Annotated in this window: 20 protein-coding genes; 14 read left to right on the top strand and 6 right to left on the bottom strand. The window is 72.9% G+C overall.

Features of this window, described 5'->3' with window-relative positions:
* Positions 1 to 81 precede the first annotated feature (81 nt).
* The gene (locus AB0F15_RS21270; RefSeq protein ID WP_360272720.1) at positions 82 to 1,194 is read right to left on the bottom strand and encodes an MFS transporter; all 1,113 of its coding nucleotides are present in this window, start codon (positions 1,192 to 1,194) and stop codon (positions 82 to 84) included.
* Between the two features lie 80 nt (positions 1,195 to 1,274).
* Here AB0F15_RS21270 and AB0F15_RS21265 point away from each other — a divergent pair, with 80 nt between their 5' ends.
* Both AB0F15_RS21265 and AB0F15_RS21260 read left to right on the top strand, forming a co-directional pair.
* The gene (locus tag AB0F15_RS21265; protein WP_360272717.1) at positions 1,275 to 1,808 is read left to right on the top strand and encodes an ABATE domain-containing protein; all 534 of its coding nucleotides are present in this window, start codon (positions 1,275 to 1,277) and stop codon (positions 1,806 to 1,808) included.
* A gap of 93 nt (positions 1,809 to 1,901) precedes the next feature.
* On the top strand, positions 1,902 to 2,408 hold the full coding sequence (locus tag AB0F15_RS21260; protein WP_360272714.1) for a DinB family protein: 507 nt from the start codon (positions 1,902 to 1,904) through the stop codon (positions 2,406 to 2,408).
* Here the strand turns inward: AB0F15_RS21260 and AB0F15_RS21255 are convergent.
* Together AB0F15_RS21255 and AB0F15_RS21250 are read right to left on the bottom strand one after the other, a co-directional pair.
* Entirely contained in the window at positions 2,395 to 3,156 is a 762-nt protein-coding gene (locus AB0F15_RS21255; protein WP_360272712.1) for a DUF1295 domain-containing protein, read from the bottom strand. The two genes, AB0F15_RS21260 and AB0F15_RS21255, sit on opposite strands and share 14 nt — an antisense overlap.
* 2 nt (positions 3,157 to 3,158) lie before the next feature.
* Entirely contained in the window at positions 3,159 to 4,421 is a 1,263-nt protein-coding gene (locus AB0F15_RS21250) for a cyclopropane-fatty-acyl-phospholipid synthase family protein (protein ID WP_360272709.1), read from the bottom strand.
* An 82-nt stretch (positions 4,422 to 4,503) separates the two neighbouring features.
* Here AB0F15_RS21250 and AB0F15_RS21245 point away from each other — a divergent pair, with 82 nt between their 5' ends.
* The 11 genes from AB0F15_RS21245 to AB0F15_RS21195 all read left to right on the top strand — a co-directional run bounded on the left by AB0F15_RS21245 (position 4,504) and on the right by AB0F15_RS21195 (position 13,638).
* The gene (locus AB0F15_RS21245; protein WP_360272736.1) at positions 4,504 to 5,772 is read left to right on the top strand and encodes an FAD-dependent oxidoreductase; all 1,269 of its coding nucleotides are present in this window, start codon (positions 4,504 to 4,506) and stop codon (positions 5,770 to 5,772) included.
* Entirely contained in the window at positions 5,766 to 6,500 is a 735-nt protein-coding gene (locus AB0F15_RS21240; protein ID WP_360272706.1) for a DUF1365 domain-containing protein, read from the top strand. Before AB0F15_RS21245 ends, AB0F15_RS21240 begins: the two co-directional genes overlap by 7 nt.
* Positions 6,493 to 7,098 (top strand): ECF RNA polymerase sigma factor SigK, encoded by a 606-nt coding sequence (sigK, locus tag AB0F15_RS21235; protein WP_360272703.1) that lies wholly within the window; start codon positions 6,493 to 6,495, stop codon positions 7,096 to 7,098. The genes AB0F15_RS21240 and sigK overlap by 8 nt, the downstream gene beginning before the upstream one ends.
* A gap of 11 nt (positions 7,099 to 7,109) precedes the next feature.
* Complete coding sequence (locus tag AB0F15_RS21230; protein WP_360272733.1) at positions 7,110 to 7,865, top strand: anti-sigma factor; 756 nt, start codon at positions 7,110 to 7,112, stop codon at positions 7,863 to 7,865.
* Between the two features lie 242 nt (positions 7,866 to 8,107).
* The gene (gene ftsZ / locus AB0F15_RS21225) at positions 8,108 to 9,412 is read left to right on the top strand and encodes a cell division protein FtsZ (protein ID WP_360272700.1); all 1,305 of its coding nucleotides are present in this window, start codon (positions 8,108 to 8,110) and stop codon (positions 9,410 to 9,412) included.
* Positions 9,413 to 9,487: 75 nt separating this feature from the next.
* Complete coding sequence (gene pgeF, locus AB0F15_RS21220; RefSeq protein ID WP_360272697.1) at positions 9,488 to 10,192, top strand: peptidoglycan editing factor PgeF; 705 nt, start codon at positions 9,488 to 9,490, stop codon at positions 10,190 to 10,192.
* Between the two features lie 31 nt (positions 10,193 to 10,223).
* Positions 10,224 to 10,943, top strand: coding sequence for a YggS family pyridoxal phosphate-dependent enzyme (locus tag AB0F15_RS21215; protein WP_360272693.1), 720 nt, complete (start codon positions 10,224 to 10,226; stop codon positions 10,941 to 10,943).
* A 97-nt stretch (positions 10,944 to 11,040) separates the two neighbouring features.
* A complete protein-coding gene (sepF, locus tag AB0F15_RS21210) occupies positions 11,041 to 11,640 on the top strand; it encodes a cell division protein SepF (RefSeq protein ID WP_360272730.1) in 600 nt (199 codons plus the stop codon).
* Positions 11,641 to 11,755: 115 nt separating this feature from the next.
* Complete coding sequence (locus AB0F15_RS21205) at positions 11,756 to 12,031, top strand: YggT family protein (protein ID WP_013224824.1); 276 nt, start codon at positions 11,756 to 11,758, stop codon at positions 12,029 to 12,031.
* A gap of 52 nt (positions 12,032 to 12,083) precedes the next feature.
* The gene (locus AB0F15_RS21200) at positions 12,084 to 12,938 is read left to right on the top strand and encodes a DivIVA domain-containing protein (protein ID WP_360272690.1); all 855 of its coding nucleotides are present in this window, start codon (positions 12,084 to 12,086) and stop codon (positions 12,936 to 12,938) included.
* Positions 12,939 to 13,062: 124 nt separating this feature from the next.
* Positions 13,063 to 13,638 carry a hypothetical protein gene (locus AB0F15_RS21195; RefSeq protein ID WP_360272687.1) on the top strand — a complete coding sequence of 192 codons (576 nt, stop codon included), beginning with the start codon at positions 13,063 to 13,065 and terminating at the stop codon, positions 13,636 to 13,638.
* A gap of 6 nt (positions 13,639 to 13,644) precedes the next feature.
* On the opposite strand, the gene AB0F15_RS21190 is transcribed toward AB0F15_RS21195, so the two are convergent.
* The gene (locus tag AB0F15_RS21190; RefSeq protein ID WP_360272684.1) at positions 13,645 to 14,397 is read right to left on the bottom strand and encodes a metalloregulator ArsR/SmtB family transcription factor; all 753 of its coding nucleotides are present in this window, start codon (positions 14,395 to 14,397) and stop codon (positions 13,645 to 13,647) included.
* Between the two features lie 64 nt (positions 14,398 to 14,461).
* Between AB0F15_RS21190 and AB0F15_RS21185 the strand changes: the two genes are divergently transcribed.
* A complete protein-coding gene (locus AB0F15_RS21185) occupies positions 14,462 to 15,787 on the top strand; it encodes an MFS transporter (RefSeq protein ID WP_360272681.1) in 1,326 nt (441 codons plus the stop codon).
* Here the strand turns inward: AB0F15_RS21185 and AB0F15_RS21180 are convergent.
* Both AB0F15_RS21180 and AB0F15_RS21175 read right to left on the bottom strand, forming a co-directional pair.
* Entirely contained in the window at positions 15,777 to 18,494 is a 2,718-nt protein-coding gene (locus AB0F15_RS21180) for a hypothetical protein (RefSeq protein ID WP_360272678.1), read from the bottom strand. The genes AB0F15_RS21185 and AB0F15_RS21180 overlap by 11 nt on opposite strands.
* Positions 18,491 to 20,320, bottom strand: coding sequence for an HSP90 family protein (locus AB0F15_RS21175; protein WP_360272675.1), 1,830 nt, complete (start codon positions 20,318 to 20,320; stop codon positions 18,491 to 18,493). Before AB0F15_RS21175 ends, AB0F15_RS21180 begins: the two co-directional genes overlap by 4 nt.
* Between the last annotated feature and the right edge of the window lie 237 nt (positions 20,321 to 20,557).

Here is a 20,557-nt window from a genome sequence, read left to right as displayed (position 1 = left end):
TGAAAGTGCCGCTTTGGCGTGCGTTGACATGTGACCTTTTGGTCACCTATTCTTCCGGGGTGCCCGACGACGACCTGGTGTTCAAGGCGCTGGCGTCCAGCCGCCGAGGTGGTAGGCGATCGAGCCGGCCTGCGAGCCGATCGCGCCGCCGATGAAGAACGTGCCCAGGTAGACGCTGTTGATCCGGGCGCGGGCCGACGGGTCGAGCTGGTAGATCGTGTGCTGCCCGACCACCAGCGTGGTCTGGACGGCCGTGTCGACGGCGATCGCGGCGATCGCCAGCAGGATGACGCTGTGCGCGCCGAACCCGGCGAGCGCGAAGGCCGCGGCGCAGAGCACGAAGGCGCCGGCGGTGAGCTGCCGGCCGTGGCCGTGGTCGGACCACCGCCCGGCCAGCGGCGCGACCGCGGCGCCGGCCGCTCCGGCCAGCGCGAAGAGACCCACACCCAGCTGGGAGTAGTTGAAGGGCGGCGCGGTCAGGACGAACGCGATGGTCGTCCAGAACGCGCTGAACGCGCCGAACATCGCCGACTGGTAGAGGGCGCGGTGGCGCAGGGGCGGGTGTTTCCGCGCCATGGCGAGGGTCGAGCGGATCAGCTGCCCGTAGCGGACGTCGGTCTTGGGGGCGCGGCGCGGCAGGATGAACCGCAGCACGACGGCGAGCGCCGCCATCGCGCCCGCCGAGATCAGGAACACGACGCGCCAGCTGGTCACCTCGGCGAGCAGGCTGGCGATCACGCGGGAGAGCAGGATCCCGAAGAGCAGCCCGCTGACGACCCGCCCGACGATCCGGCCGCGGATGTCGTCGGGGGAGATGTCGGCGGCGAACGGGATGAGGATCTGCACGACGACCGACGCCGCGCCGACGGCCAGCGACGCGATCAGCAGCACGCCGAACCCGGGCGCGACCCCGGTGGCGACCAGGCCGGCGCAGGCGACCGCGAGCAGCGTCGCGACGAGGCCGCGGTTCTCGAGCCGGTCGCCCAGCGGGACGAGCAGCAGCATCCCGGCGGCGTACCCGAGCTGGGTGGCGGTGACGACCCCGCCGGCGGCGGCCTCACCGACGCCGAAGGTCTGCCGCAGCTCGGCGAGCAGCGGCTGCGCGTAGTAGAGGTTGGCGACGGTCAGTCCGCAAGAGACGGCCAGCAGCAGCACGAGCCACGCCGGGGGTGCCTCCTGCTTGGTCTCGGTCATCGTGCCCCCAGGATCGTGGAACCGGTTTGATCGGTTCCCGACGGTACCAGTCAAACCGGTTCCGGCGTACGGTGATCCGCATGACGGACAGATTCCGCTCGGGCGCGGGCCGGCTGTGCCTCGACTTCGTCCGGACGCTGAGGTACCGGGGGACGCCCGCGGAGACGGAGGAACTCCCGGACGCCCCGGCGTGGGGTGCGTGGATCGACCAGCTCGGGCCGTTCCCGTCTCCGGTGCGCCCGGCTTCGGCTCGCGACGCGCAGGACCTGCGCGAGGCGATCCACGAGCTGCTCACGTCTTCGGTGCGCCCCGCGACCCGGCAGCGGCTGAACCGCTTCGCGGCGCTGCCGGTGCCGGCGCCTTCGTTGACGCCGTCGGGTGAACTGCGGTGGCAGGCCGCGGATCCCGCGTCGGCGATGCTGGCGTTGCTGGCGCGGGACGCGGTGGATCTGGTGACGTCGCCGGAGTTCGCGAGGGTCCGGCGGTGTGCGGGACCTCGCTGCGGGGCGCTGTTCCTGGACACGTCCCGGCCGGGGACGCGGCGGTGGTGCTCGATGGAGGTGTGCGGGAACCAGGCGAAGAAGTCGGCTTACCGAGCCAAAGCGACGACGTAGGAACGGGCCCTCGCCGGAAGCGAGAGGGGTCGCGCGTGGGGGACCTCAGGCGAGCGTCCGAAACTGTCGGACCCCTGTGCCAGAGTCCAGGCCATGACCGAACGACCGCAGCGCCCGAAGGTTCCGCTCACCGGCGACGAGCGGGAGATCATCACGAGCCTCCTCGACCACCACCGCGCGACGGTCGCGTGGAAGTGCGGCGGACTGACCGGCGAGCAGGCCCGGCGCGTCCACCTGCCCAGCGAGCTGACCACGATCGCGGGCCTGCTGGCCCACCTCACGCTCGACGAGTGGTACTGGTTCGGCGTGGTCGCCGACGGCGACGAGGACACCTGGGAACCGAAGCTCGAGCAGGACCCGCAGGCCGAGTTCCGGGTCCCGCCCGGCACGTCGGTCGAGCAGCTCCTCGCGGACTACGAGACGCAGTGCGCCCGCAGCCGCGAAATCGTCGCCGCGCACGACCTGGCGGACGAGGTGACGCACAAGGACGAGACCTTCAACGTCCGCTGGATCGTCACGCACATGATCGAGGAGACCGCGCGGCACGTCGGCCACCTCGACGTGCTGCGCGAGCTGACCGACGGTCTCACCGGGGAGTGACCTTCTTGGGCGGCAACGGGAAGAACCCGCTGGTGCGCTCGACGTAGTGCGCGTACGCCGGGCGCGTGCGCGCCAGGCCCTTCTCCAGCATCGGTTTTCCCGTGCCGCGGACCAGGGTGAAGGTCATCGCCACGGGCGACAGGATCGTCGCCGCGCCCGGCCACGTCGAGCAGGCCAGCAGGTAGAGGCCCCACCACACGCACGCGTCGCCGAAGTAGTTCGGGTGCCGCGTGTAGCGCCACAGCCCGGTGTCGAGCACCCTGCTCTTCGACGCCGGGTCGGCCTTGAACCGGCGCAGCTGGTCGTCGCCGATGGTTTCGAACGCGAACCCGGCCAGCCACACCGCGACACCGAGCCAGCCGAGCACGCCGATCCCCGTGCCGCCCACGGCGAACTGCACCGGCAGCGAAACGAAGTACAGCACCACGGCCTGGAAGAGGTACACGCGCACGAACATTTTCAGCGGCCCGTGCCCCATCCGCGCGTACCGCGGGTCCTCCGGCAGCTTGTGGTTGCGCAGGTGCAGGTGCACCGAGAGCCGCACACCCCAGACGACGGTCAGGAGGGTCACCACGAGCCGCAGCGACAGGGGGCCGTCCCCCAACGGGAACGCCACGGCCGCGATGATCGCGAAGCCGAGCCCCCAGAACGTGTCGATCGTGTCGTACCGCTTGCGCGCCCGCGCGATCCCGAAAGTCACGGTCACCGCCACGAGCGTGACGGCGGCCGTGACGAGCAGCTGCGGCATCGTCACCACTCCCGCGTCGCGGGCAGGCCGCTGCGACCGTGCCGGTCGGGCCGCACGGCCAGGATCTGGTCCACACCCATCCGGTTCTCCTCGAACGCCAGCGCCCCGCCCACCAGGTACAGCCGCCAGACCCGCGCGCCCGTCTCACCGATGAGCGCGACGACGTCGGCCCAGTTCTCCTCCAGGGTGGCGGCCCAGGCCCGGACCGTCCAGACGTAGTGCTCGCGTAGCGCGTGCACGTCCCGGATCTCGAGCCCGGCCGTCTCCAGGTGCCCGATGGTCCGGCCGACCGGGCGCATGGTCATGTCCGGGGCGATGTAGCGCTCGATGAAGGCGCCGCCGCCGGGGGCGACGTTCCCGCGGGACATCTGCTGGAGCAGCACCCGCCCGCCCGGCTTCACCATGCGGTGCAGCGTCGCCGCGTACGCCGGGTAGTTGAGGTCGCCGACGTGCTCGCCCATCTCGATCGACGCGACCGCGTCGAACGGCGTGTCCGGCAGCTCCCGGTAGTCCTGGCGGCGCACCTCGACCCGGCCGGTCAGATCGTGCTGGGCGAGCCGGCCGCGGACGTGCTGCCGCTGCTCGGCCGAGAGCGTGATGCCGACGGCCTCGACGCCGTGGTGCTTCGCCGCGTGGACGAGCAGCGAGCCCCAGCCGCAGCCGACGTCCAGCAGCCGCATGCCCGGCCGCAGCCCCAGCTTGCGGCAGATCAGCTCCAGCTTGTCGTGCTGGGCCTGCTCGAGGCTCGAGGAATCCGCGGTGAAGTACGCGCAGGAGTAGGCCATCGACTCGTCCAGCAGCAGCTGGTAAAAGGCGTTGCCCAGGTCGTAGTGGTGGGCGATGGCGGACTTGTCGCGCCGCAGGCTGTGCAGCTTCCCGGACAGCCGGGCCTCCTCGGCGGGGGGCTTCGGCGGGAGCCCGGCGACGCCGAGCCGGGCGGCCAGCGAAGCGGCTTCCGCCCACTCGCGCGGCCCCAGCTTGACCCGGTTGAGTTCCCCCACGCGGGTGAGGGCCCAGATCCGGCGGAAGCCGTCCGCCAGGTCTCCTTCGACGTCGAGGTCACCGGTCACGTACGCCCGGGCGAGCCCCAGCTCGCCCGGGGCGTAGAGCAGGCGGCGCAGGGCGCGGCGGTTGCGCAGCACCACGGTGGGCGCGTCCGCCGGGCCGGCACGGGTGCCCTCCCAGGTCCGCAGGCCGACGGGGAGCGGTCCGCCGAGGAGCTTTTCGGCGAACGAGGCGAGGCGGTGCGCGGCGGTGTTCGGCATGTCCGGGATTCGCGCTCCCCACCGGCGCGGATTGGTCGCGCCGGACGGCAATCCGGCGGGGCCGCGGTCCCGAAGCACCGGTGTGGAGATCACGGGCGAACGCATCGGCGTCATCGGCAGCGGGGTGGCCGGACTGACCGCGGCCTACCTGCTGCAACGCAAGTACGAAGTGCTGCTGTTCGAGGCCGACGACCGGCTGGGCGGGCACGCGCACACGCACGACGTGCCGAGTTCGCGGGGCGGCACCGTCGGGGTGGATTCCGGCTTCATCGTCCACAACGAGCGCACCTACCCGACCCTGCTGAAGCTGTTCGCCGAGCTCGGGGTGCAGACCCGCGACACCGAGATGTCGATGAGCATCCGCTGCGACGGCTGCGGCCTGCAGTACGCCGGCGCCAAGGGGCCGGCCGGCCTCTTCGCCCAGCGCGGCAACGCGTTCCGCGGCCGGTACCTGCGGATGCTCGTCGAGGTGAAGCGGTTCCACCGGCAGGCGAAGCGGCTGGTGGAGGCGGAGGACGCGGGGGACGTCACGCTCGGCGCGTTCCTCGCCATCGGCGGCTACACGCGCTACTTCGTCGACCACTTCATGCTGCCGCTGGTGTCCACGGTCTGGTCGGCCGACCGCACCGACACCCTGCGGTACCCGGCGCGGTACCTGTTCGAATTTCTCCGCAACCACGGCATGCTCTCGGTGCGGGACTCGCCGTCCTGGCGGACCGTCGCCGGCGGCTCGCGCGAGTACGTCGAGCGGGCCGCGAAGCAGCTCACCGCCGTCCACCTGTCGACGCCGGTGCGGTCGGTGCTGCGGACCGCGGGCGGCGTCGAGATCCGCGACGACGCCGACACCCCGCACCGGGTCGGCAAGGTCGTCGTCGCCACGCACGCCGACCAGGCGCTGTCCCTGCTGGCCGAGCCGACGGCGGCCGAGCGCGAGGTGCTCGGCGCGTTCCGCTACTCGGCCAACGAAGCCTGGCTGCACACCGACACCGGGGTGCTGCCGTCACTGGCCCAGGCCAGGGCCGGCTGGAACTACCGCGCGCCCGCCTGCGGCGCCCCCACCGGCGCGGTGCAGGTCAGCTACGACATGAACCGCCTGATGCGGCTCGACGAGCCGACCGGCTACGTCGTCACGCTCAACCCCGGCAACGGCCCCCGGGCCGAGCACCTGGTCGCGCGGATGCGGTACGAGCACCCCGTCTACACGCCGGAATCCGTTGCCGCGCAACGACGGCTGCCCGAGCTCAACGACGGTGTGGTCGCCTACGCGGGCGCCTACCACGGCTGGGGTTTCCACGAGGACGGCTGTGCCTCCGGCGCCCGCGCCGCCGAAAGCCTGGGGGGCGCGTGGTGACGAACGCGCTCTACGACGCCACGGTCGCGCACGTGCGGCGGATCGACCCGCCACACGCCTTCGCCCACCGCGTGTACCTGTGGCGGGTCGACCTGGACGACCTCCCGCGGCTGCCGTGGTGGCTGCGGCCGTTCGCCCGGTTCGACCGCCGCGACCACTTCGCCGCGAGTGATCCGCGCGGGATCCGGGAGAAGCTGGACGCCTGGCTCGCCGAGCGCGGCGTCGACCTGGGCGGCGGCCGGGTCGTCATGCTGGCCGCCGCGCGCGTGCTGGGCTACGCGTTCAACCCGATCAGCGTCTACTGGTGCCACGAGCCGGACGGCGGGCTCGCGTGCGTCATCGCCGAGGTGCACAACACCTACGGCGGCCGCCACGCCTACCTGCTGCACCCGGACGAGGCCGGCCGCGCCCGCACGGCCAAGGAGTTCTACGTCTCGCCCTTCCAGGAGATGGACGGCGAGTACCGGATGCGCCTGCCGCACCCGGAAGCGCTGCTCGACCTCACCGTGGCGTTGCGCCGCGGGACGGCCACGCCGCTGGTCGCTACGCTGCGGGGAGTTCGCCGCCCGGTGAACCCGCGGTGGCTGGCCCGGCTGGTCCTGGCCCGGCCGCTGCTCCCGCAGCGGGTGTCCGCGCTGATCCGCCGCCACGGCGTCACGCTGTGGCTGCGGAAGGCCGCGGTCGTGCCACGCACCCCGCAGAACGCCGGAGGACAGCTGCATGGATGAGCCGGCCCGCCCGCGCCACATGGCGCCGGTGCCCGCCGAGGCCCCCGCCGGGCCGACGGCCGAGGAGCTCATGGTGCGCGTCGCCAAGGGTGACGAGCGGGCCTTCGAGCTGCTCTACGACCAGCTCGCCGGCCCGATCTTCGGGCTCGTCCGGCGGATCCTGCGGGACGCGGCCCAGTCCGAAGAGGTCGCGCAGGAGGTGCTCCTCGAGCTGTGGCGCACCGCGACGCGGTACGTGCCGGCCAAGGGGTCGGCGCTGAACTGGGCGATGACGCTGGCGCACCGCCGCGCCGTCGACCGCGTCCGCTCCGCGCGCGCCGGGACCGAGCGGGAGCAGAAGGCGACCTTCGAAGCCGCCCGCGGCCGCCCGTTCGACGAGGTCGCCGAGTCCGTCGCCGCGCGGCTCGAACGGTCCCAGGTGCGCCGGTGCCTGTCCTTCCTGACCGAGCTGCAGCGCGAGTCCGTGCTGCTCGCCTACTACCAGGGCTATACCTATCGCGAGGTGGCCGAAGTGCTGTCGACGCCGCAAGGCACCATCAAGACGCGGCTGCGGGACGGGCTGATCCGTCTGCGGGACTGCCTGGGGGTGGCCGCTTGAGCACGCCGGAGATGCACACCCTGGCGGGCGCCTTCGCCCTCGACGCGGTGTCCGACGTCGAGCGGGCGGAGTTCACCCGCCACCTCGAGCAGTGCGACTCGTGCGCGCAGGAGGTCGCCGAACTGCGCGCGACCGCGGCCCGGCTGGGCGCGGCGATGGCCGAGGAGCCGCCGCCGGGCCTCAAGGACCGGGTCATGACCGCCATGCACGCCACCCGCCAGCTGCCGCCGCGGACCCGGCCCGGCCTGCCCGACCGGCACCGCCGCTCGGTGCGGGCTCCGCGCTGGGTGGTCGTCGTGGCGGCCGCGGCCGCCGTTGTCGGGCTCGCCGCGGGCGGGGTGTTCGGCGGGATCGCGCTGACCCAGCAGCAGGAGCTGCGGACCGCGCAGAGCCGGCTGGACCAGGCGAAGCAGCAGTTCGCGCCGGTGGCGGCCCTGCTCGCGGCCCCGGACGCGAAGACCGTGCACGGCGAGGCGCCCGTCGGCGGCGGGGTGACGGTCGTCCTGTCGCGGTCGCTCGACCGGGTGATGGTGATGGACGCGGGCCTGCCGTCGCAGCCGGGCGGGAAGGTCTACGAAGCCTGGCTGATCACCGGCGCGGACGCGCCGCGCCCGGCCGGCGTGATCGCGGCGGCGGACGACGGTGGCCTGGTCGTGGCGGACGGCGTCGGCAGCGCCGACAAGCTCGCGGTGAGCGTCGAACCGCCCGGCGGATCGGCCACCGGAGCCCCCTCGGAGGTCCTCATGAGCATGCCCGTGCCCGCCTGATCCCGCGCCATAGCAGACCGGCCCGGGGCGGTGTTCGCGGCTCCCCGCTCTTGCGCGCTCGAACGTGTTGTGGCAAAACACCTTTGCGACACACGGCGTGCCTACTGGATTAGAGCGTGCCTGGTGCCTACCGTCCTGCCTAACGTCGGCAGTTGACATAACTCTCAATCTGGGGTTTAGGTTGAGAGTTGATCACCGGCCGGCGGGCTGTACGGGCACAACGATCAGGAAGGCGGACTTCGATGACGCCCCCGCACAACTACCTTGCGGTGATCAAGGTGGTCGGCATCGGCGGTGGCGGCGTGAACGCCGTGAACCGCATGATCGAGGTCGGCCTCAAGGGTGTCGAGTTCATCGCGGTGAACACCGACGCCCAAGCACTGCTCATGTCCGACGCCGACGTCAAGCTGGACATCGGCCGCGAGCTGACCCGTGGCCTCGGCGCGGGCGCCGCCCCCGAGGTCGGCCAGCGAGCCGCCGAAGACCACCGCGAAGAGATCGAAGAGGTCATCAAGGGCGCCGACATGGTGTTCGTGACCGCGGGCGAGGGTGGCGGCACCGGCACCGGTGGCGCGCCCGTCGTGGCGCAGATCGCCCGCAAGCTGGGCGCGCTGACCATCGGCGTGGTGACGCGCCCGTTCACCTTCGAGGGCAAGCGCCGCGGCAAGCAGGCCGAAGACGGCATCCAGGCGCTGCGCAACGAGTGCGACACGCTGATCGTGATCCCGAACGACCGGTTGCTGCAGCTCGGCGACATCGGCGTCTCGCTGATGGACGCGTTCCGCTCCGCGGACGAGGTGCTGCTGTCCGGTGTCCAGGGCATCACCGACCTGATCACCACGCCGGGTCTGATCAACCTCGACTTCGCCGACGTCAAGAGCGTCATGTCCGGTGCGGGCTCCGCCCTGATGGGGATAGGGAGCGCACGCGGTGAAGGCAGGGCCATCCAGGCCGCGGAGAAGGCGATCAACTCGCCGCTCCTCGAAGCCTCCATGGATGGTGCGCACGGCGCACTGCTTTCGATCGCGGGTGGTTCGGATCTGGGCCTGTTCGAGATCAACGAGGCCGCGTCGCTGGTGCAGGAGTCCGCGCACCCGGACGCGAACATCATCTTCGGCACGATCATCGACGACTCGCTCGGCGACGAGGTCCGCGTCACGGTGATCGCCGCCGGGTTCGACGCCGGCGCGCCGACGCACAAGAAGCTCGACCCGTCGACCTTCGGCTCCGGTTCGCGGTCGTCCGGGACCACCGCGTCGGCTTCGGCCGGCCAGGTCTCGAACCAGCAGTCGCCGCCGTCGGGCGCCACGCCGGTGCCGTCGACGGGCAGCTCCGGTTACCCGGTCGCGCCGCCGCGCTCGCATTCGCCGCTGCCGTCGGCCACCGGCAACCAGCAGAACGGCGGGCTCCCGCAGCCCGGCGGCGGTTCGCGGTACTCGCCGATCGGCTCCAACGCGACCCAGGGCAGCCTGCCCGGGCGCGCGATGCCGGTGCACGACGACCCGTCGGACGACGAGGTCGACGTGCCGCCGTTCATGCGGCGCTAGACACCCCCGCTGAAGGCCACCACCCGCGAACTAGAGTCGTGGGGGGGTGGCCTTCAGTGACGTTCAGGAGGATTCGTGCGGGTTCGGCGAGTGGTCACGACCAGGGCGGGCGGTGCGTCACGGCCGCCCTACGACACGTTCAACCTGGGCGACCACGTCGGCGACGACGAGGGCAACGTCTTCGCCAACCGCAAGCGCCTGGCCGCCGAGCTGGGCCTGGCGGAGGACAAGCTCGCCTGGATGGAACAGGTCCACGGCCGGACGGCGACGATCGTCGACGGCTCGGAGACCCGCGCCGCGGAGGCGACCGACGCACTGGTGACCGCGACCCCAGGTGTCGCGCTCGTGGTGCTGGTCGCCGACTGCGTCCCGATCCTGCTGGCCGACGCCGAGGCCGGGGTGGTCTCGGCGGTGCACGCCGGGCGGGTCGGCGCGCGCGTCGGCGTCGTCCCGGCCGCGGTCGCGGCCATGCGGGAGGCTGGCGCCGAACCGCACCGGATCGAAGCCCTGCTCGGCCCGGCCATCTGCGGCGACTGCTACGAGGTCCCGGCCGCGATGGCCGCCGACGTCGAGAAACACGTCCCGGGCAGCGCGTGCAAGACCCGCACGGGCACCCCCGGCCTCGATCTGCGCGCCGGGATCTGGCGGCAGCTCGCCGACCTCGGGGTCGGCAAGATCGGCGTCGACCCGCGGTGCACCAACGAGGACAAGACCCTCTTCAGTTACCGCCGCGACGGGACCACCGGGCGGATCGCGGGCATCACCTGGATCGAGGCATGACCGCCGGCGTGCTTCTTCCCGTGGAGGCGGCATGACCACCGACCGCAAGGCCGAGCTGGCCGAGAACCTGGCCGAGGTCGAGGAGCGGATCGCGGACGCCTGCCGGGCCGCCGGCCGTGCGCGCGAAGAGGTCAAGCTGATCGCGATCACGAAGACCTTCCCCGCCTCCGACGTCGCGCTGCTGGCCGAGCTCGGCGTCACCGACGTCGGCGAGAACCGCGACCAGGAAGCCGGGCCGAAAGCCGCCGAAGTCGCCGCCGCCGGGCTGCGGTGGCACATGGTCGGCCGGCTGCAGCGGAACAAGGCGCGGTCCGTGGTCGGGTGGGCGCACGAAGTGCAGTCCGTCGACTCCGCGCGGCTCGCCGACGCGCTCGCCAAGGCAGTGCACACCGAGCGTTACACCGGTAAACGTGAGGAACCCCTCGACGTGCTGATCCAGGTCAGCCTCGACGACGACCCCGAACGCGGCGGCTGCCCGCTGCCCGAACTCGACGCGCTCGCCGAGCACATCGCGCGGGCGGAAGAGCTGCGGCTTCGCGGCCTGATGGCCGTCGCGCCGCTGGCCACCGATCCGGCCGTTGCCTTCGAGCGGCTCGCTCGCGCGGGGGAGGGACTCCGCAAAGATCACCCGAATGCCGCAGCCGTCTCCGCCGGGATGAGCCATGATCTCGAGCAGGCGATCACGCACGGCTCAACCTGTGTGCGTGTCGGAACCGCGTTGCTCGGTGGGCGCGGTTTAGCCTCGCCGTAGGGAGCTCGCGCGGTCGTCACGTTTCGTATCCGTCCGCGCGGGGCACTGACGGCGTGGAGAAGCGTTGGTGCGGGAGCGGCTAGGGCTAGGGAGAGGCATGAGCGCGCTGCAGAAGCTGAAGGCCTACTTCGGGATGGTGCCCGCGGATGACGACGGCTATGACGCCGAGGACGACTACCGGCGCGGTTATGACGACGACTACGACTCGTACGAGGAACCGGCTCCGCGGTCTTCGCGCTCACGGTACCGCGAGGTCGACGACACGTACGACGAGCCCGTCAGCCGCAGCCGGTCACGCTCCGTGTCCGGCGCCGAGCCTGTCGTTCACGGCGCGCTGGCCATCGACCGGCAGCCTGAGCCGGTGGCCCGTCTGCGGCCGGTCACCGAGCCGGTCGTGCGCCAGCCGGTGCGTGATCCGTTGAGCCGGATCACCACACTGCACCCGACCAGCTACGCGGAGGCGCGGGCGATCGGGGAGCACTACCGCGAGGGCATCCCGGTGATCATGAACCTCACCGAGATGGAGAACGCGGACGCGAAGCGGCTCGTCGACTTCGCGGCCGGGTTGGCGTTCGCGCTCCGCGGGTCGATGGACAAGGTCACCAATAAGGTGTTCCTTCTCTCACCGCCCGATGTGGACGTAACGGCGGAAGACCGCCGACGGATTGCCGAGGGCGGATTGTTCCTGCGCGGCTGAAGTCGCTCGGACCGCTGAGCGCAAGCAGACGTGACTTTGTCGACCCGATGCGGCGTCGACCGCCTCAACTGCGTCTTCGGAGAGGGCGCCCGGTTAGAGTAGGTACGTGGAAGCTGTGTGGCTGGTCGTCTGGTACGTGCTGTTCGCCTTTTGGCTGCTGCTGACGGCGCGGATCGTGGTCGAACTCGTCCGGACCTTCGCGCGTGAGTGGCATCCGGCCGGAGGGGTTGCGGTCACGCTCGAGACCATCTACACAGTGACGGACCCGCCGGTTCGTCTGTTCAGACGAATCATTCCGATGGTTCGAATCGGCGGCGTCGGACTGGACTTGTCGATTATGGTGCTGCTGTTGGTTGTGTTCTTCGCGATGCAACTGGCGACTCCAAGTTGATCGGGGAAACTTGGGTGGACCCTGCAGGCCATGGAGTGCGTGAGGTGATCTGATGTCGTTGACCCCCGCTGACGTGCATAACGTTGCGTTCAGCAAGCCGCCCATCGGCAAGAGGGGCTACAACGAGGACGAGGTGGACGCGTTCCTCGACCTGGTGGAGACCGAGCTGGCCCGCTTGATCGAAGACAACAACGAGCTGCGCCAGCAGATGGAACAGCTCGATGCGGAGCTCGAATCGACCCGTAGTGAGCTGGAGAACGCCAAGGCGAACGTCGGCGCGCCACCGATGCGCGAAGAGCCCTCGCGGCGTCTCGCGCCGGTGCCGCCGCCGCAGTCCGCCATGGAGCAGACCCAGGCGCACTCGATGGTCGCCGACAACACGGAGCCGAACGTGCAGGCGGCCAAGGTCCTGGGCCTGGCCCAGGAGATGGCCGACCGCCTGACCGCCGAGGCGAAGACCGAGTCCGACGGGATGCTGGCCGAGGCCCGCACCAAGTCCGAGCAGCTGCTTTCGGACGCCCGGGCGAAGTCGGACTCGATGGTCAACGAGGCCCGTACCCGCGTCGACACGATGCTGAACGACGCGCGGACCCGGGCGGAGACGCTGGAGCGTCAGGCGCGGGACAAGGCGACCACGCTGGAGCGCGAGTCCCAGCGCAAGTACACCGAGACGATGAACAGCCTCAACTCCGAGAAGAGCGGGCTGGGCAAGAAGATCGAGGAGCTGCGCACGATCGAGCGGGAGTACCGCACGAGGCTGCGCGGGTTCCTCGAATCGCAGCTGCGGGAACTCGACGACCGCGGGTCCGCGGCCCCGGCGTCGGCCTCGTCGAACTCCGGGCAGTCGTCCGGCTCGACGAGCGGCGGCCAGGGCTACTCCTTCGGCCCGCGGGCCGAAGCCGGCTGAGTTCCGCTCCGGGTCCACCCCCGCCGACGTCCCTGGCGGGGGTGGACCACGGTTCGGAGTCGATCCGGTACGGCAGGTGGGCGGGTCGTGGTCCGCTGCCGGGTGGTTCGTGCTGTAATGCAGCGTGCTTTACATCGTGCTGGTCCTGGTGCTGGCGGCTCTGGGGTTGCTCGTCACCGCACTGATCACCGCTTCTTCGCTGTGGGCGTGGGTTTCCATCGGCCTGTCCGTGCTGGCCGGGCTGATCCTGGTCGCCGACTGGCTGCGCCGCCGCCGCCGGTCCGCGGCTCCTGCGGTTCCTGAGGTACCCGCCACCGAGGCCGGCCCCGCGCCGGAGCCCGCCGCTGCCGCCGAGCGCGTCGAACCCGCCGAAGAAGAACAGACCACCTTGATCCCGGCATCCGGTGACCTGGGTGACACCCCCGCCGAAACGCCGGCCGACGCTTCAGCCGAGACCGAAACGAAGGCCGATTCCGACCCGGGCGTGGAAGAGACGCCGGAGGCCGACGTCGCCGTCCTGGCCGAGCTCGAGGACGAGGTCGTGGTGGTCGACGAGCACCCGCGCTACCACCTGCGAACGTGCGTCTGGCTGGGCACCCGCGACCCGATCCCGATCGGCGTCGGCGAGGCCCGCCAGCTCGGCTTCACCCCGTGCGCCCGCTGCCGCCCCGACGCCACCCTGGTGGCCGCCCACCGCTGACCGCCGTCAAGCGGCGAGCTCGGCCAGGCCGAGGTGGGCTTCCAGCGCCCGGGCGCCGTCCGGCGTCAGCCGGAGCGCGCGGTGAGCCGGCGCACGCCGCTCCACCCACCCCGCGTCGAGGAACCGCGTCGCCACCGCCGCGCCCAGCGCGCCCGCCAGGTGGTGGCGCTGCTCACTCCAGTCCAGGCAGAACTTCAGCAGCGGACGCCGCCCGGCCGCGTCGGCGACGGCTTCGACGTCCACGCCCAGCGCCCCGAACATCGGTGCCGCCGCCGGACCCAGCGTGTATGGGTGTTCGCGCACCGGAGCCGAAAGGCGGTCATCCGGACGACGGCGCGTGTCGGACGCGCCGGCCAGCGCGCCCCGCGCGAGCAACGCCGACGTGACCGCCACCCCGAGCCGGCCCGCGAGGTGGTCGTAACACGTCCGGGCCGTGCGCAGCGCCGCCGCCCGCGTGCCCTCGCGCAACGACGTCACCGGCTGGGACGGCGAGGACCGCGCCAGCGTCTCCAGCAGCTCGGCGGTGTCCGGGCCGGTCAGCCGGTAGAACCGGTGCCGCCCCGACTTCTCGGCGACGACCAGGCCCGCCGCCCGGAGTTTCGCCAGGTGCGCGCTGACGCCCTGCGCCGACAGCCGCGCTTCGGCGGCCAGGACGGACGCCGCCAGCGCCCGGCCGTCGGCGAGCGCGAGCAGCACGCGGACCCGCGCCGGGTCCGCGAACAGCGCGGCCGTGCGGGCGATGTCGGCGTCGCCTTCCATGCCCCCAGGATGCCTCCGGCACGCTTCCACCGCGACGGAAGTGTCCGCGCGGTTCACTCGGTCCATGCGGTCCGCACTCCTGCTCACCATGTGCGCCGGGATGTTCCTGGTGCAACTGGACGTCACGGTCGTCAACGTCGCCCTCCCCGCCATCGGCACGGACCTGCACGGCGGGCTCGCCGCGCTGCAGTGGGTGGTGGACGGCTACACGGTGGTCCTGGCGGCGTTCCTGCTCACCGGCGGCGCTCTCGGCGACGTCTTCGGCCACCGCCGGGTCGTTCTCGCGGGCTTCGCGCTGTTCGGCGGGGCGTCGGCCGCGTGCGGGCTCGCCGGGGCGGCGCCGTGGCTCGTCGCCGCCCGCGCCGGGCAGGGCCTCGGCGCGGCGTTGCTGCTGCCCGGCACGCTCGCGGTGATCACGAACGCCTACCCGGGACGAGCCGAGCGGGCGCGGGCGCTGGGGATCTGGGCCGGGGTGTCGGCGCTGGCCCTGGCGGCGGGGCCGGTGCTGGGCGGCGCGGTCGTCGCGGCGGCGGGCTGGCGGCCGGTGTTCTGGCTCAACGTTCCGGTGGTGCTCGCGGCCGCCTGGGCGACCCGGCGGCTCGTGCCGCGCGGCGAGCGGGCGCCCGGGCGGCGGGTCGACTTCGCCGGTGTCGCGACGGCGGCGCCCGCCCTCGGCGCCGGCGTCTACGCGGTCATCGCCGGGAGCGTCGCGGCCGGGATCCTCGCGGTCGTGGCGCTCGCCGGGTTCCTGGCCGTGGAGCACCGGTCGCCGGATCCGATGCTGCCCCCGGACGTCGTCCGGCCGACGCTGGCCGCCAACTTCGTCGCGGTGGCGATGAACTTCACCGGCATCGGCGCGATCCTCGTGCTGACGCTGTACCTGCAAGGTGTCCGGCACGCTTCGCCGCTGACCGCCGGCCTCGAAGTCCTGCCCTTGTTCGGGCCGCTGTCGCTGCTGGCGCCGGTCGCGGGCCGGCTGACCGGCCGCTTCGGGCCGCGGCCGCCGATGGTGGCCGGGCTGGCGCTGGGGGCGCTCGGGATGCTGAATATGGTGCTGCTGAACGGAACCAGCGGGTACGCGGCCCTGCTGCCGACGCTGCTGGGGCTCGGGATCGGGATGGGCCTGCTGACGACGGCGGTGGTGACGGCCGCGGTCGGCGGCATCCCGCCCGAGCGCGCGGGTGTGGCCGGCGGCGTCAACAACACGGCCCGTCAGGCCGGGGGCGCGCTCGGGGTGGCCGTGCTCGGCGCGATCGTGGGCGAGCCGGCCCGGCCAGGGGAGTTCCTGGCCGGGCTGCACGTCGCGGGTGTCGTCGCGGCCGCGCTCTGGCTGGTGGCGCTCGGCGTGACCGTGACGGCGGTGCGGACGCGCGACAGCGTCAGTCCGTGAGCTCCCCGAGCAGCGCCTCGACGTCGGCGCGCTGCCCGGTCGCCTCTTCGGGCAGCCGGGACAGGGCCGCGGTGAGCACCTCGCGCGCCTCCGCCACCTTCCCGAGGTCCCGCAGCAGGCGTCCACAAAGGACTTCCGCGGCGACGGCCGGGGCGTCGGCTCCCATGCCCCGCAACGCTTCGGCCGCCGCCGAAGCCCGCGCCAGCGCCTCCGCCGGACGGCTCAGGTTCGCCAGCAGCCGGGCGCCGTCGTAGCCCGTCATCGCGCGTTCCCATGCGAACTCCGGTCCGTCGCCGGTGACCGCGTCGGCCACGGCCAGTGCTTCCCCGGCCCGCTCGGACTCGCCGGCCCACAGCCACGACAGCGCCGCGCGACGGCGGGTGCGGAGCTCGTCCGCGGGCAGCTCGGCCGCGTGGAACCGCTCCGCGGCGGAGGTGAAGCCGGCCGCGGCTTCGGCGTCGCGGTCGAGCCGGTCGAGGACCTCCGCGCGGGACTCGGCCGCCTGGCCCGCCGCGGGCTCGTTGCCCGCCTCCGCGAAGTGCCCGACGACCACGTCGTACAGTGCCACCGCCTGCACCGGGCGGTCCAGGACGCGATACGCCTGCGCGAGCAGGTACCGGCCCCGGGCCAGCTCGTGGCCGGCCCCGATCCGCTCCAGCACGGCTTCCGCGTCCTCGACGGCCTCGGCTGCCTCGTCCGGCCGGTCGAGGTCGAGGTACGCGGCCGCCAGGTCGACCCGCGTCAGCGCCGCGTCGGCCTCGGACCCGAGGGCGGCGAAGTCGCCGACCGCGGCCCGGAAGGCGGAGGCGCCGTCCTCGAGCCGGCCCAGGCTCGCGGCCAGGTGCCCGCGCAGCTGGTGCACGCGGGCCCGCAGGCCCAGGTCGGTCCCGGCGTCGATGGTGGCCGCTTCGGCGAGCGCCGCTTCCCGCTCGCCGAGACCGGCGCGGAACCGGGCGCCGAGCAACCGGACGCCCGCGGCCCGCTCGGCGGCACCGGCTTGCGCGTACCGCGCCGCCGCTTCGGCGGCGAGCTCGATCGCGCCCGGCAGGTCGCCCTGGTTCGCCCGCACCAGGGCCCGGCGCTCCAGCCAGGTCCCGGTCAGCTCGGGCGGGTCGCTCGCGGGAACCTCGGCGCGGTCCAGGACCTCCTGCGCCGCGTCGAAGTCTTGGCGGGCGAAGTGGAAGGACGCCAGCCGCAGCAGGGCCCGGCCGTGGTCGGCGGTCTCGCCGATGGCCGCCAGCCGCGTCGCCGACGCTTCGAGCTCCTCGGCCGCGTCCGCCCGGTCCCCGGCCACCGCCGAAAGCAGGATCGCCTTGCCCCGCGCGATTTCCGCCGCCACGACGTCGCCGGCTTCGTCGAACAGCCCCGCCGCGGACGCGAAGCCGCGGCTCGCGGCCTCGAGGTCGGTGGCCGTCTCGGTGTCCGCCGCGGCGGACAGCCGCCGCGCCCGCAGCGTCCCCGACGGCTCGGGGCACAGCTCGTCGAACCGGGCCCAGAGCTCCGCCGTCGGCCGGCCCAGCCGTCCTTCGTGCTCGGCCAGGTCGGCCAGCTCCGCCGGGGAGTCCGGCGCCGAAACGGCAGGCGCGGGAACCGGAGCGGCGGCCACGGTCCCGGACAGCGGCAGGTGGCCGATGAGCGGCTCGGCGGCGAGCACCGCGCCGACCCGGCCGCTCTGTTCGGCCGTGCCGTTGCGCGCGTCGAACCGCGCGGCCACGGCCAGTGCGCGTTCGCTCAGCTCGTCGCGCAGGGCCGCCGCGGTGGTCGCGCCCCCGGCCCGGCGCACCGGCGCGGCACCGTGCCCGGCCTCGGCCACCAGCCGCAGCGTCAGCGCGGCCGAGGCGGCGAACTCCTGCTCGGCGTAGGGCGTCGGCGGCGTCTCGAGCCAGCCGAGGTGCCGCTCGACGAGGTCCAGCCCGCGGGCGTGGTTCCCGGTCAGCGCGCAGAACGCGATGTGGGTGGCGACCTCCTCCAGCTGCGCCGGGTCGTGCCGGATCGCCCGGTACGCCTGGCGGTGCGCCGCGGCCGCTTCCTCGTACCGTCCGGTGTGGACATACGGGAGCAGCAGCTGGGTCAGGATCAGGTGCGGCTGCTCGGTGCAGGTGAACGTGCCGCCCAGCACCGGTTCGGCCACTTCGACCGCCTCGGCGTACCGGCCGAGCCAGCTCAGGTGCGCGACCTTGTCGCTCGGCTCGCAGCCGACGCAGTCGGACATCTCGCCGCGCGGCGCGGCCGACCACAGCCGGTACTCCTCGGCGGCGGTCCCGCGGTCGCCGACGTGGCGGGCCAGCACGGCGCGGTACTGGTGCACCGGGTTCATCGAGTAGCCGGCCGCGCGGTACCGGCGTTCCATGTCGTCCAGCACGGCGCGGGTCCGGTCCAGCGGCACCTCCGGGAAGGTGGCCATCGAGCCGGCCATGTACTTGAAGAACCAGTGCAGGCTGTGGTTCCAGCGCGGATCGGCCTCGCCCCGGTCGTGCACCGCCAAGCACCACGCGAAGGGCACGAACGCCTTCGCGGGCTCGCCGCCCTGCTGGTAGGCGCTGGTGAGGAAGATCCGGGTGGCGTAGCTCAGCGCGGGCGAGCCGAGGGCGTCGGCTTCACGGAGCACGATTTCCAGGGCGGCGATCTGGCCGCGGCCCCGCGGCAGCTTGTCGGTGGCCCACAGCCGGTCCCACACTTCCTGCTCTTCGGGGACGGGCGTGGTCATCGGGACTCCTCACCGGGAACGGCCTGCTCGAGGAGGCCGAGGAACGAACGGTTCAGCAGGGCGGCGTCCGCCGGCCGGATCGGGTGCCTGCCGAACAGCAGGGCCTGGCCGTAGAGGGATTCGACCGCCAGCCCGCGCAGGGTGTCGTCCTCGAGCAGGCAGATCCGCCGCACCAGCGGGTTGCGGTGGTTGAGCACCAGCTGCGGACGGTCGTCGGCGGGCTTTTCGAACGCGGAAAGCACGCCCGCCCACAGCTCGTCGACCTGGTTCTTGGTGCTCCGCAGCTCGCCGGCGAACGCGGCGGCCCGGTCCAGCAGGTACAGCACCGGCAGGCTCGCCGGTTCGAACTCGCGCAGCACGACCTCGCAGCCCAGCCGGTCGAGGTGCCGCTGCGCGGCCGCGACGAACGCGCGGGTGGCCAGCGCCGTGGCGCTGTCGAGCGCGGTGAACGCGGTGGTGAGGTCGCTCGGGTCGAGCCGGGTCACCGGCAGGTCCGGTTCGAGCGCCCGCATCCGCTCGGCCAGCTCGCTGTCGTAGGTGTACCCGCCGTTGATCACGGCGATGTCCTGCGCGGCCGCCACCCCGGCCAGCTGCTGGAACTCGTCGGCGGTGGCGCAGTACCGCAGCAGCCCGTAGCGGCCGCGGAACTCGGCCATGGTCATCCGGCCGACGTTGGTCTCCACCGGCCACCACTGGTCGACCAGCCGCAGCATCTCGTCGTCGTGCAGGGCGAGCGCCTTGACGCCGAGGTGGTGGATGCCGAGGAAGCGGTTCAGCCGGTCGGGCGCGGTCCGCGCCAGCCCGGTGAGCCAGCCGCGGAGCCGGTCGCCGAGCGCCTCGCGGACGGCCTCCAGCTCGCCGTCGTCGTAGAGCGCCTCCCGGCTCGCCGTCGGCCGCAGCTCGCCGGCGTCGACGACGCAGCGGGCGAAGAACGCCCAGTCCGGCAGCAGCCCCGGCGCGTTCTCCGCCAGCAGCATCCGCTTGAGGTAGACGCGGTGCCCGCCGTGGTCGGCCGGGCTGGCCGGGAACGGCAGCACGTAGGCGACGCCGGTCAGCCCGGCGGACGGGGCGTCGAGGTCCACGACGTCGAAGGGGGTGAAGCCCAGGGTGTCCTGCGCGTAGCCGACCAGGTCGGCCTGCCGCTGCCCGGGCGTGCGGTCGTCGCGCGTCCACGGCGGGCCGCCGCCGCTGATCGCGTGGCCGCCGACGGTGACGTCGTAGGGCAGCATCGAGCCGTACAGGGTGGCCAGGTCGCGGACCGTCTCCGGCACGAACCACTGCTCGGCGCCGGGCCGCGCGTGGAGCGTGACCGTGGTGCCCGGGGTGTCCCGTTCGCCGGGTTCGATCGTGTAGGTGCCGTCGGACCGGCCGGTCCACGCGACAGCCGGGCCGCCTGCCGCGGGACGCGTGACGAGGCGGACCTCGTCGGCGACCAGGAACGCCGACAGCAGCCCGATGCCGAACTGGCCGAGGAACTCGTGCCGCTGGAAGCCCAGTTCGTCCCGTTTGGAGCTGCGGCCGATCGTCGCGAGCAGTTCGTGCACCTGGGTCTCGGTCAGCCCGATGCCGCTGTCGGCGACGCGCAGGACGCCGTCGCCGGGCACGACTTCGATCGACGCCGGCGCGTCCGGATCCTGCGCACGGCGCGCGGTCACCGCGTCGACGGCGTTCTGCAGCAGCTCGCGCACGTACACGCGCGGGCTCGAATAGAGGTGGCGGCTCAGCAGGTCGACGACCCCGCGAAGATCCACCTGGAAAGTGTGGTTCACCGTGAATGTTCCCCCGTGGTTTCCCCGCCGCGGAGGATCTCTGCGGCGCTTCGTCATGCTAATGGGGGATCGCCGCGACGGTCGCGATCGTTTCCGGTGCGCCCCTCGTGACAACCCGGTTGCCCGGGCCGGTTAACCTGGTACACAACAGGCGTCGATCCGGCCATCACCGGGGAGCCTCCGGAAGAACCGGGCGCGAGCCCTCAGTAGAACCGGACGGGTGCGGCCCGTGACAGCCGTCGAACGAGAGGCCCGGCAGTTCCACCGCCGGGCAAGCGGGGTGGTACCGCGGAA

Source organism: Amycolatopsis sp. NPDC026612, from assembly GCF_040638285.1.
In the GTDB taxonomy this organism is placed as follows: domain Bacteria; phylum Actinomycetota; class Actinomycetes; order Mycobacteriales; family Pseudonocardiaceae; genus Amycolatopsis.
Note: the sequence above shows the minus strand (reverse complement) of the source record. Positions and strands in the feature narration are given on the sequence as shown.

What these genes read in the sequence shown, in the direction of transcription:
- AB0F15_RS21190 (WP_360272684.1), bottom strand. Translation starts at nt 14,397, where the DNA reads ATGGAAGGCGACGCCGACATCGCCCGCACGGCCGCGCTGTTCGCGGAC.
- AB0F15_RS21270 (WP_360272720.1), bottom strand. Translation starts at nt 1,194, where the DNA reads ATGACCGAGACCAAGCAGGAGGCACCCCCGGCGTGGCTCGTGCTGCTG.
- AB0F15_RS21265 (WP_360272717.1), top strand. Translation starts at nt 1,275, where the DNA reads ATGACGGACAGATTCCGCTCGGGCGCGGGCCGGCTGTGCCTCGACTTC.
- AB0F15_RS21250 (WP_360272709.1), bottom strand. Translation starts at nt 4,421, where the DNA reads ATGCCGAACACCGCCGCGCACCGCCTCGCCTCGTTCGCCGAAAAGCTC.
- AB0F15_RS21185 (WP_360272681.1), top strand. Translation starts at nt 14,462, where the DNA reads ATGCGGTCCGCACTCCTGCTCACCATGTGCGCCGGGATGTTCCTGGTG.
- AB0F15_RS21255 (WP_360272712.1), bottom strand. Translation starts at nt 3,156, where the DNA reads ATGCCGCAGCTGCTCGTCACGGCCGCCGTCACGCTCGTGGCGGTGACC.
- AB0F15_RS21215 (WP_360272693.1), top strand. Translation starts at nt 10,224, where the DNA reads ATGACCACCGACCGCAAGGCCGAGCTGGCCGAGAACCTGGCCGAGGTC.
- sepF (WP_360272730.1), top strand. Translation starts at nt 11,041, where the DNA reads ATGAGCGCGCTGCAGAAGCTGAAGGCCTACTTCGGGATGGTGCCCGCG.
- AB0F15_RS21180 (WP_360272678.1), bottom strand. Translation starts at nt 18,494, where the DNA reads ATGACCACGCCCGTCCCCGAAGAGCAGGAAGTGTGGGACCGGCTGTGG.
- AB0F15_RS21230 (WP_360272733.1), top strand. Translation starts at nt 7,110, where the DNA reads ATGCACACCCTGGCGGGCGCCTTCGCCCTCGACGCGGTGTCCGACGTC.
- ftsZ (WP_360272700.1), top strand. Translation starts at nt 8,108, where the DNA reads ATGACGCCCCCGCACAACTACCTTGCGGTGATCAAGGTGGTCGGCATC.
- AB0F15_RS21175 (WP_360272675.1), bottom strand. Translation starts at nt 20,320, where the DNA reads ATGACGAAGCGCCGCAGAGATCCTCCGCGGCGGGGAAACCACGGGGGA.
- AB0F15_RS21200 (WP_360272690.1), top strand. Translation starts at nt 12,084, where the DNA reads ATGTCGTTGACCCCCGCTGACGTGCATAACGTTGCGTTCAGCAAGCCG.
- AB0F15_RS21260 (WP_360272714.1), top strand. Translation starts at nt 1,902, where the DNA reads ATGACCGAACGACCGCAGCGCCCGAAGGTTCCGCTCACCGGCGACGAG.
- sigK (WP_360272703.1), top strand. Translation starts at nt 6,493, where the DNA reads ATGGATGAGCCGGCCCGCCCGCGCCACATGGCGCCGGTGCCCGCCGAG.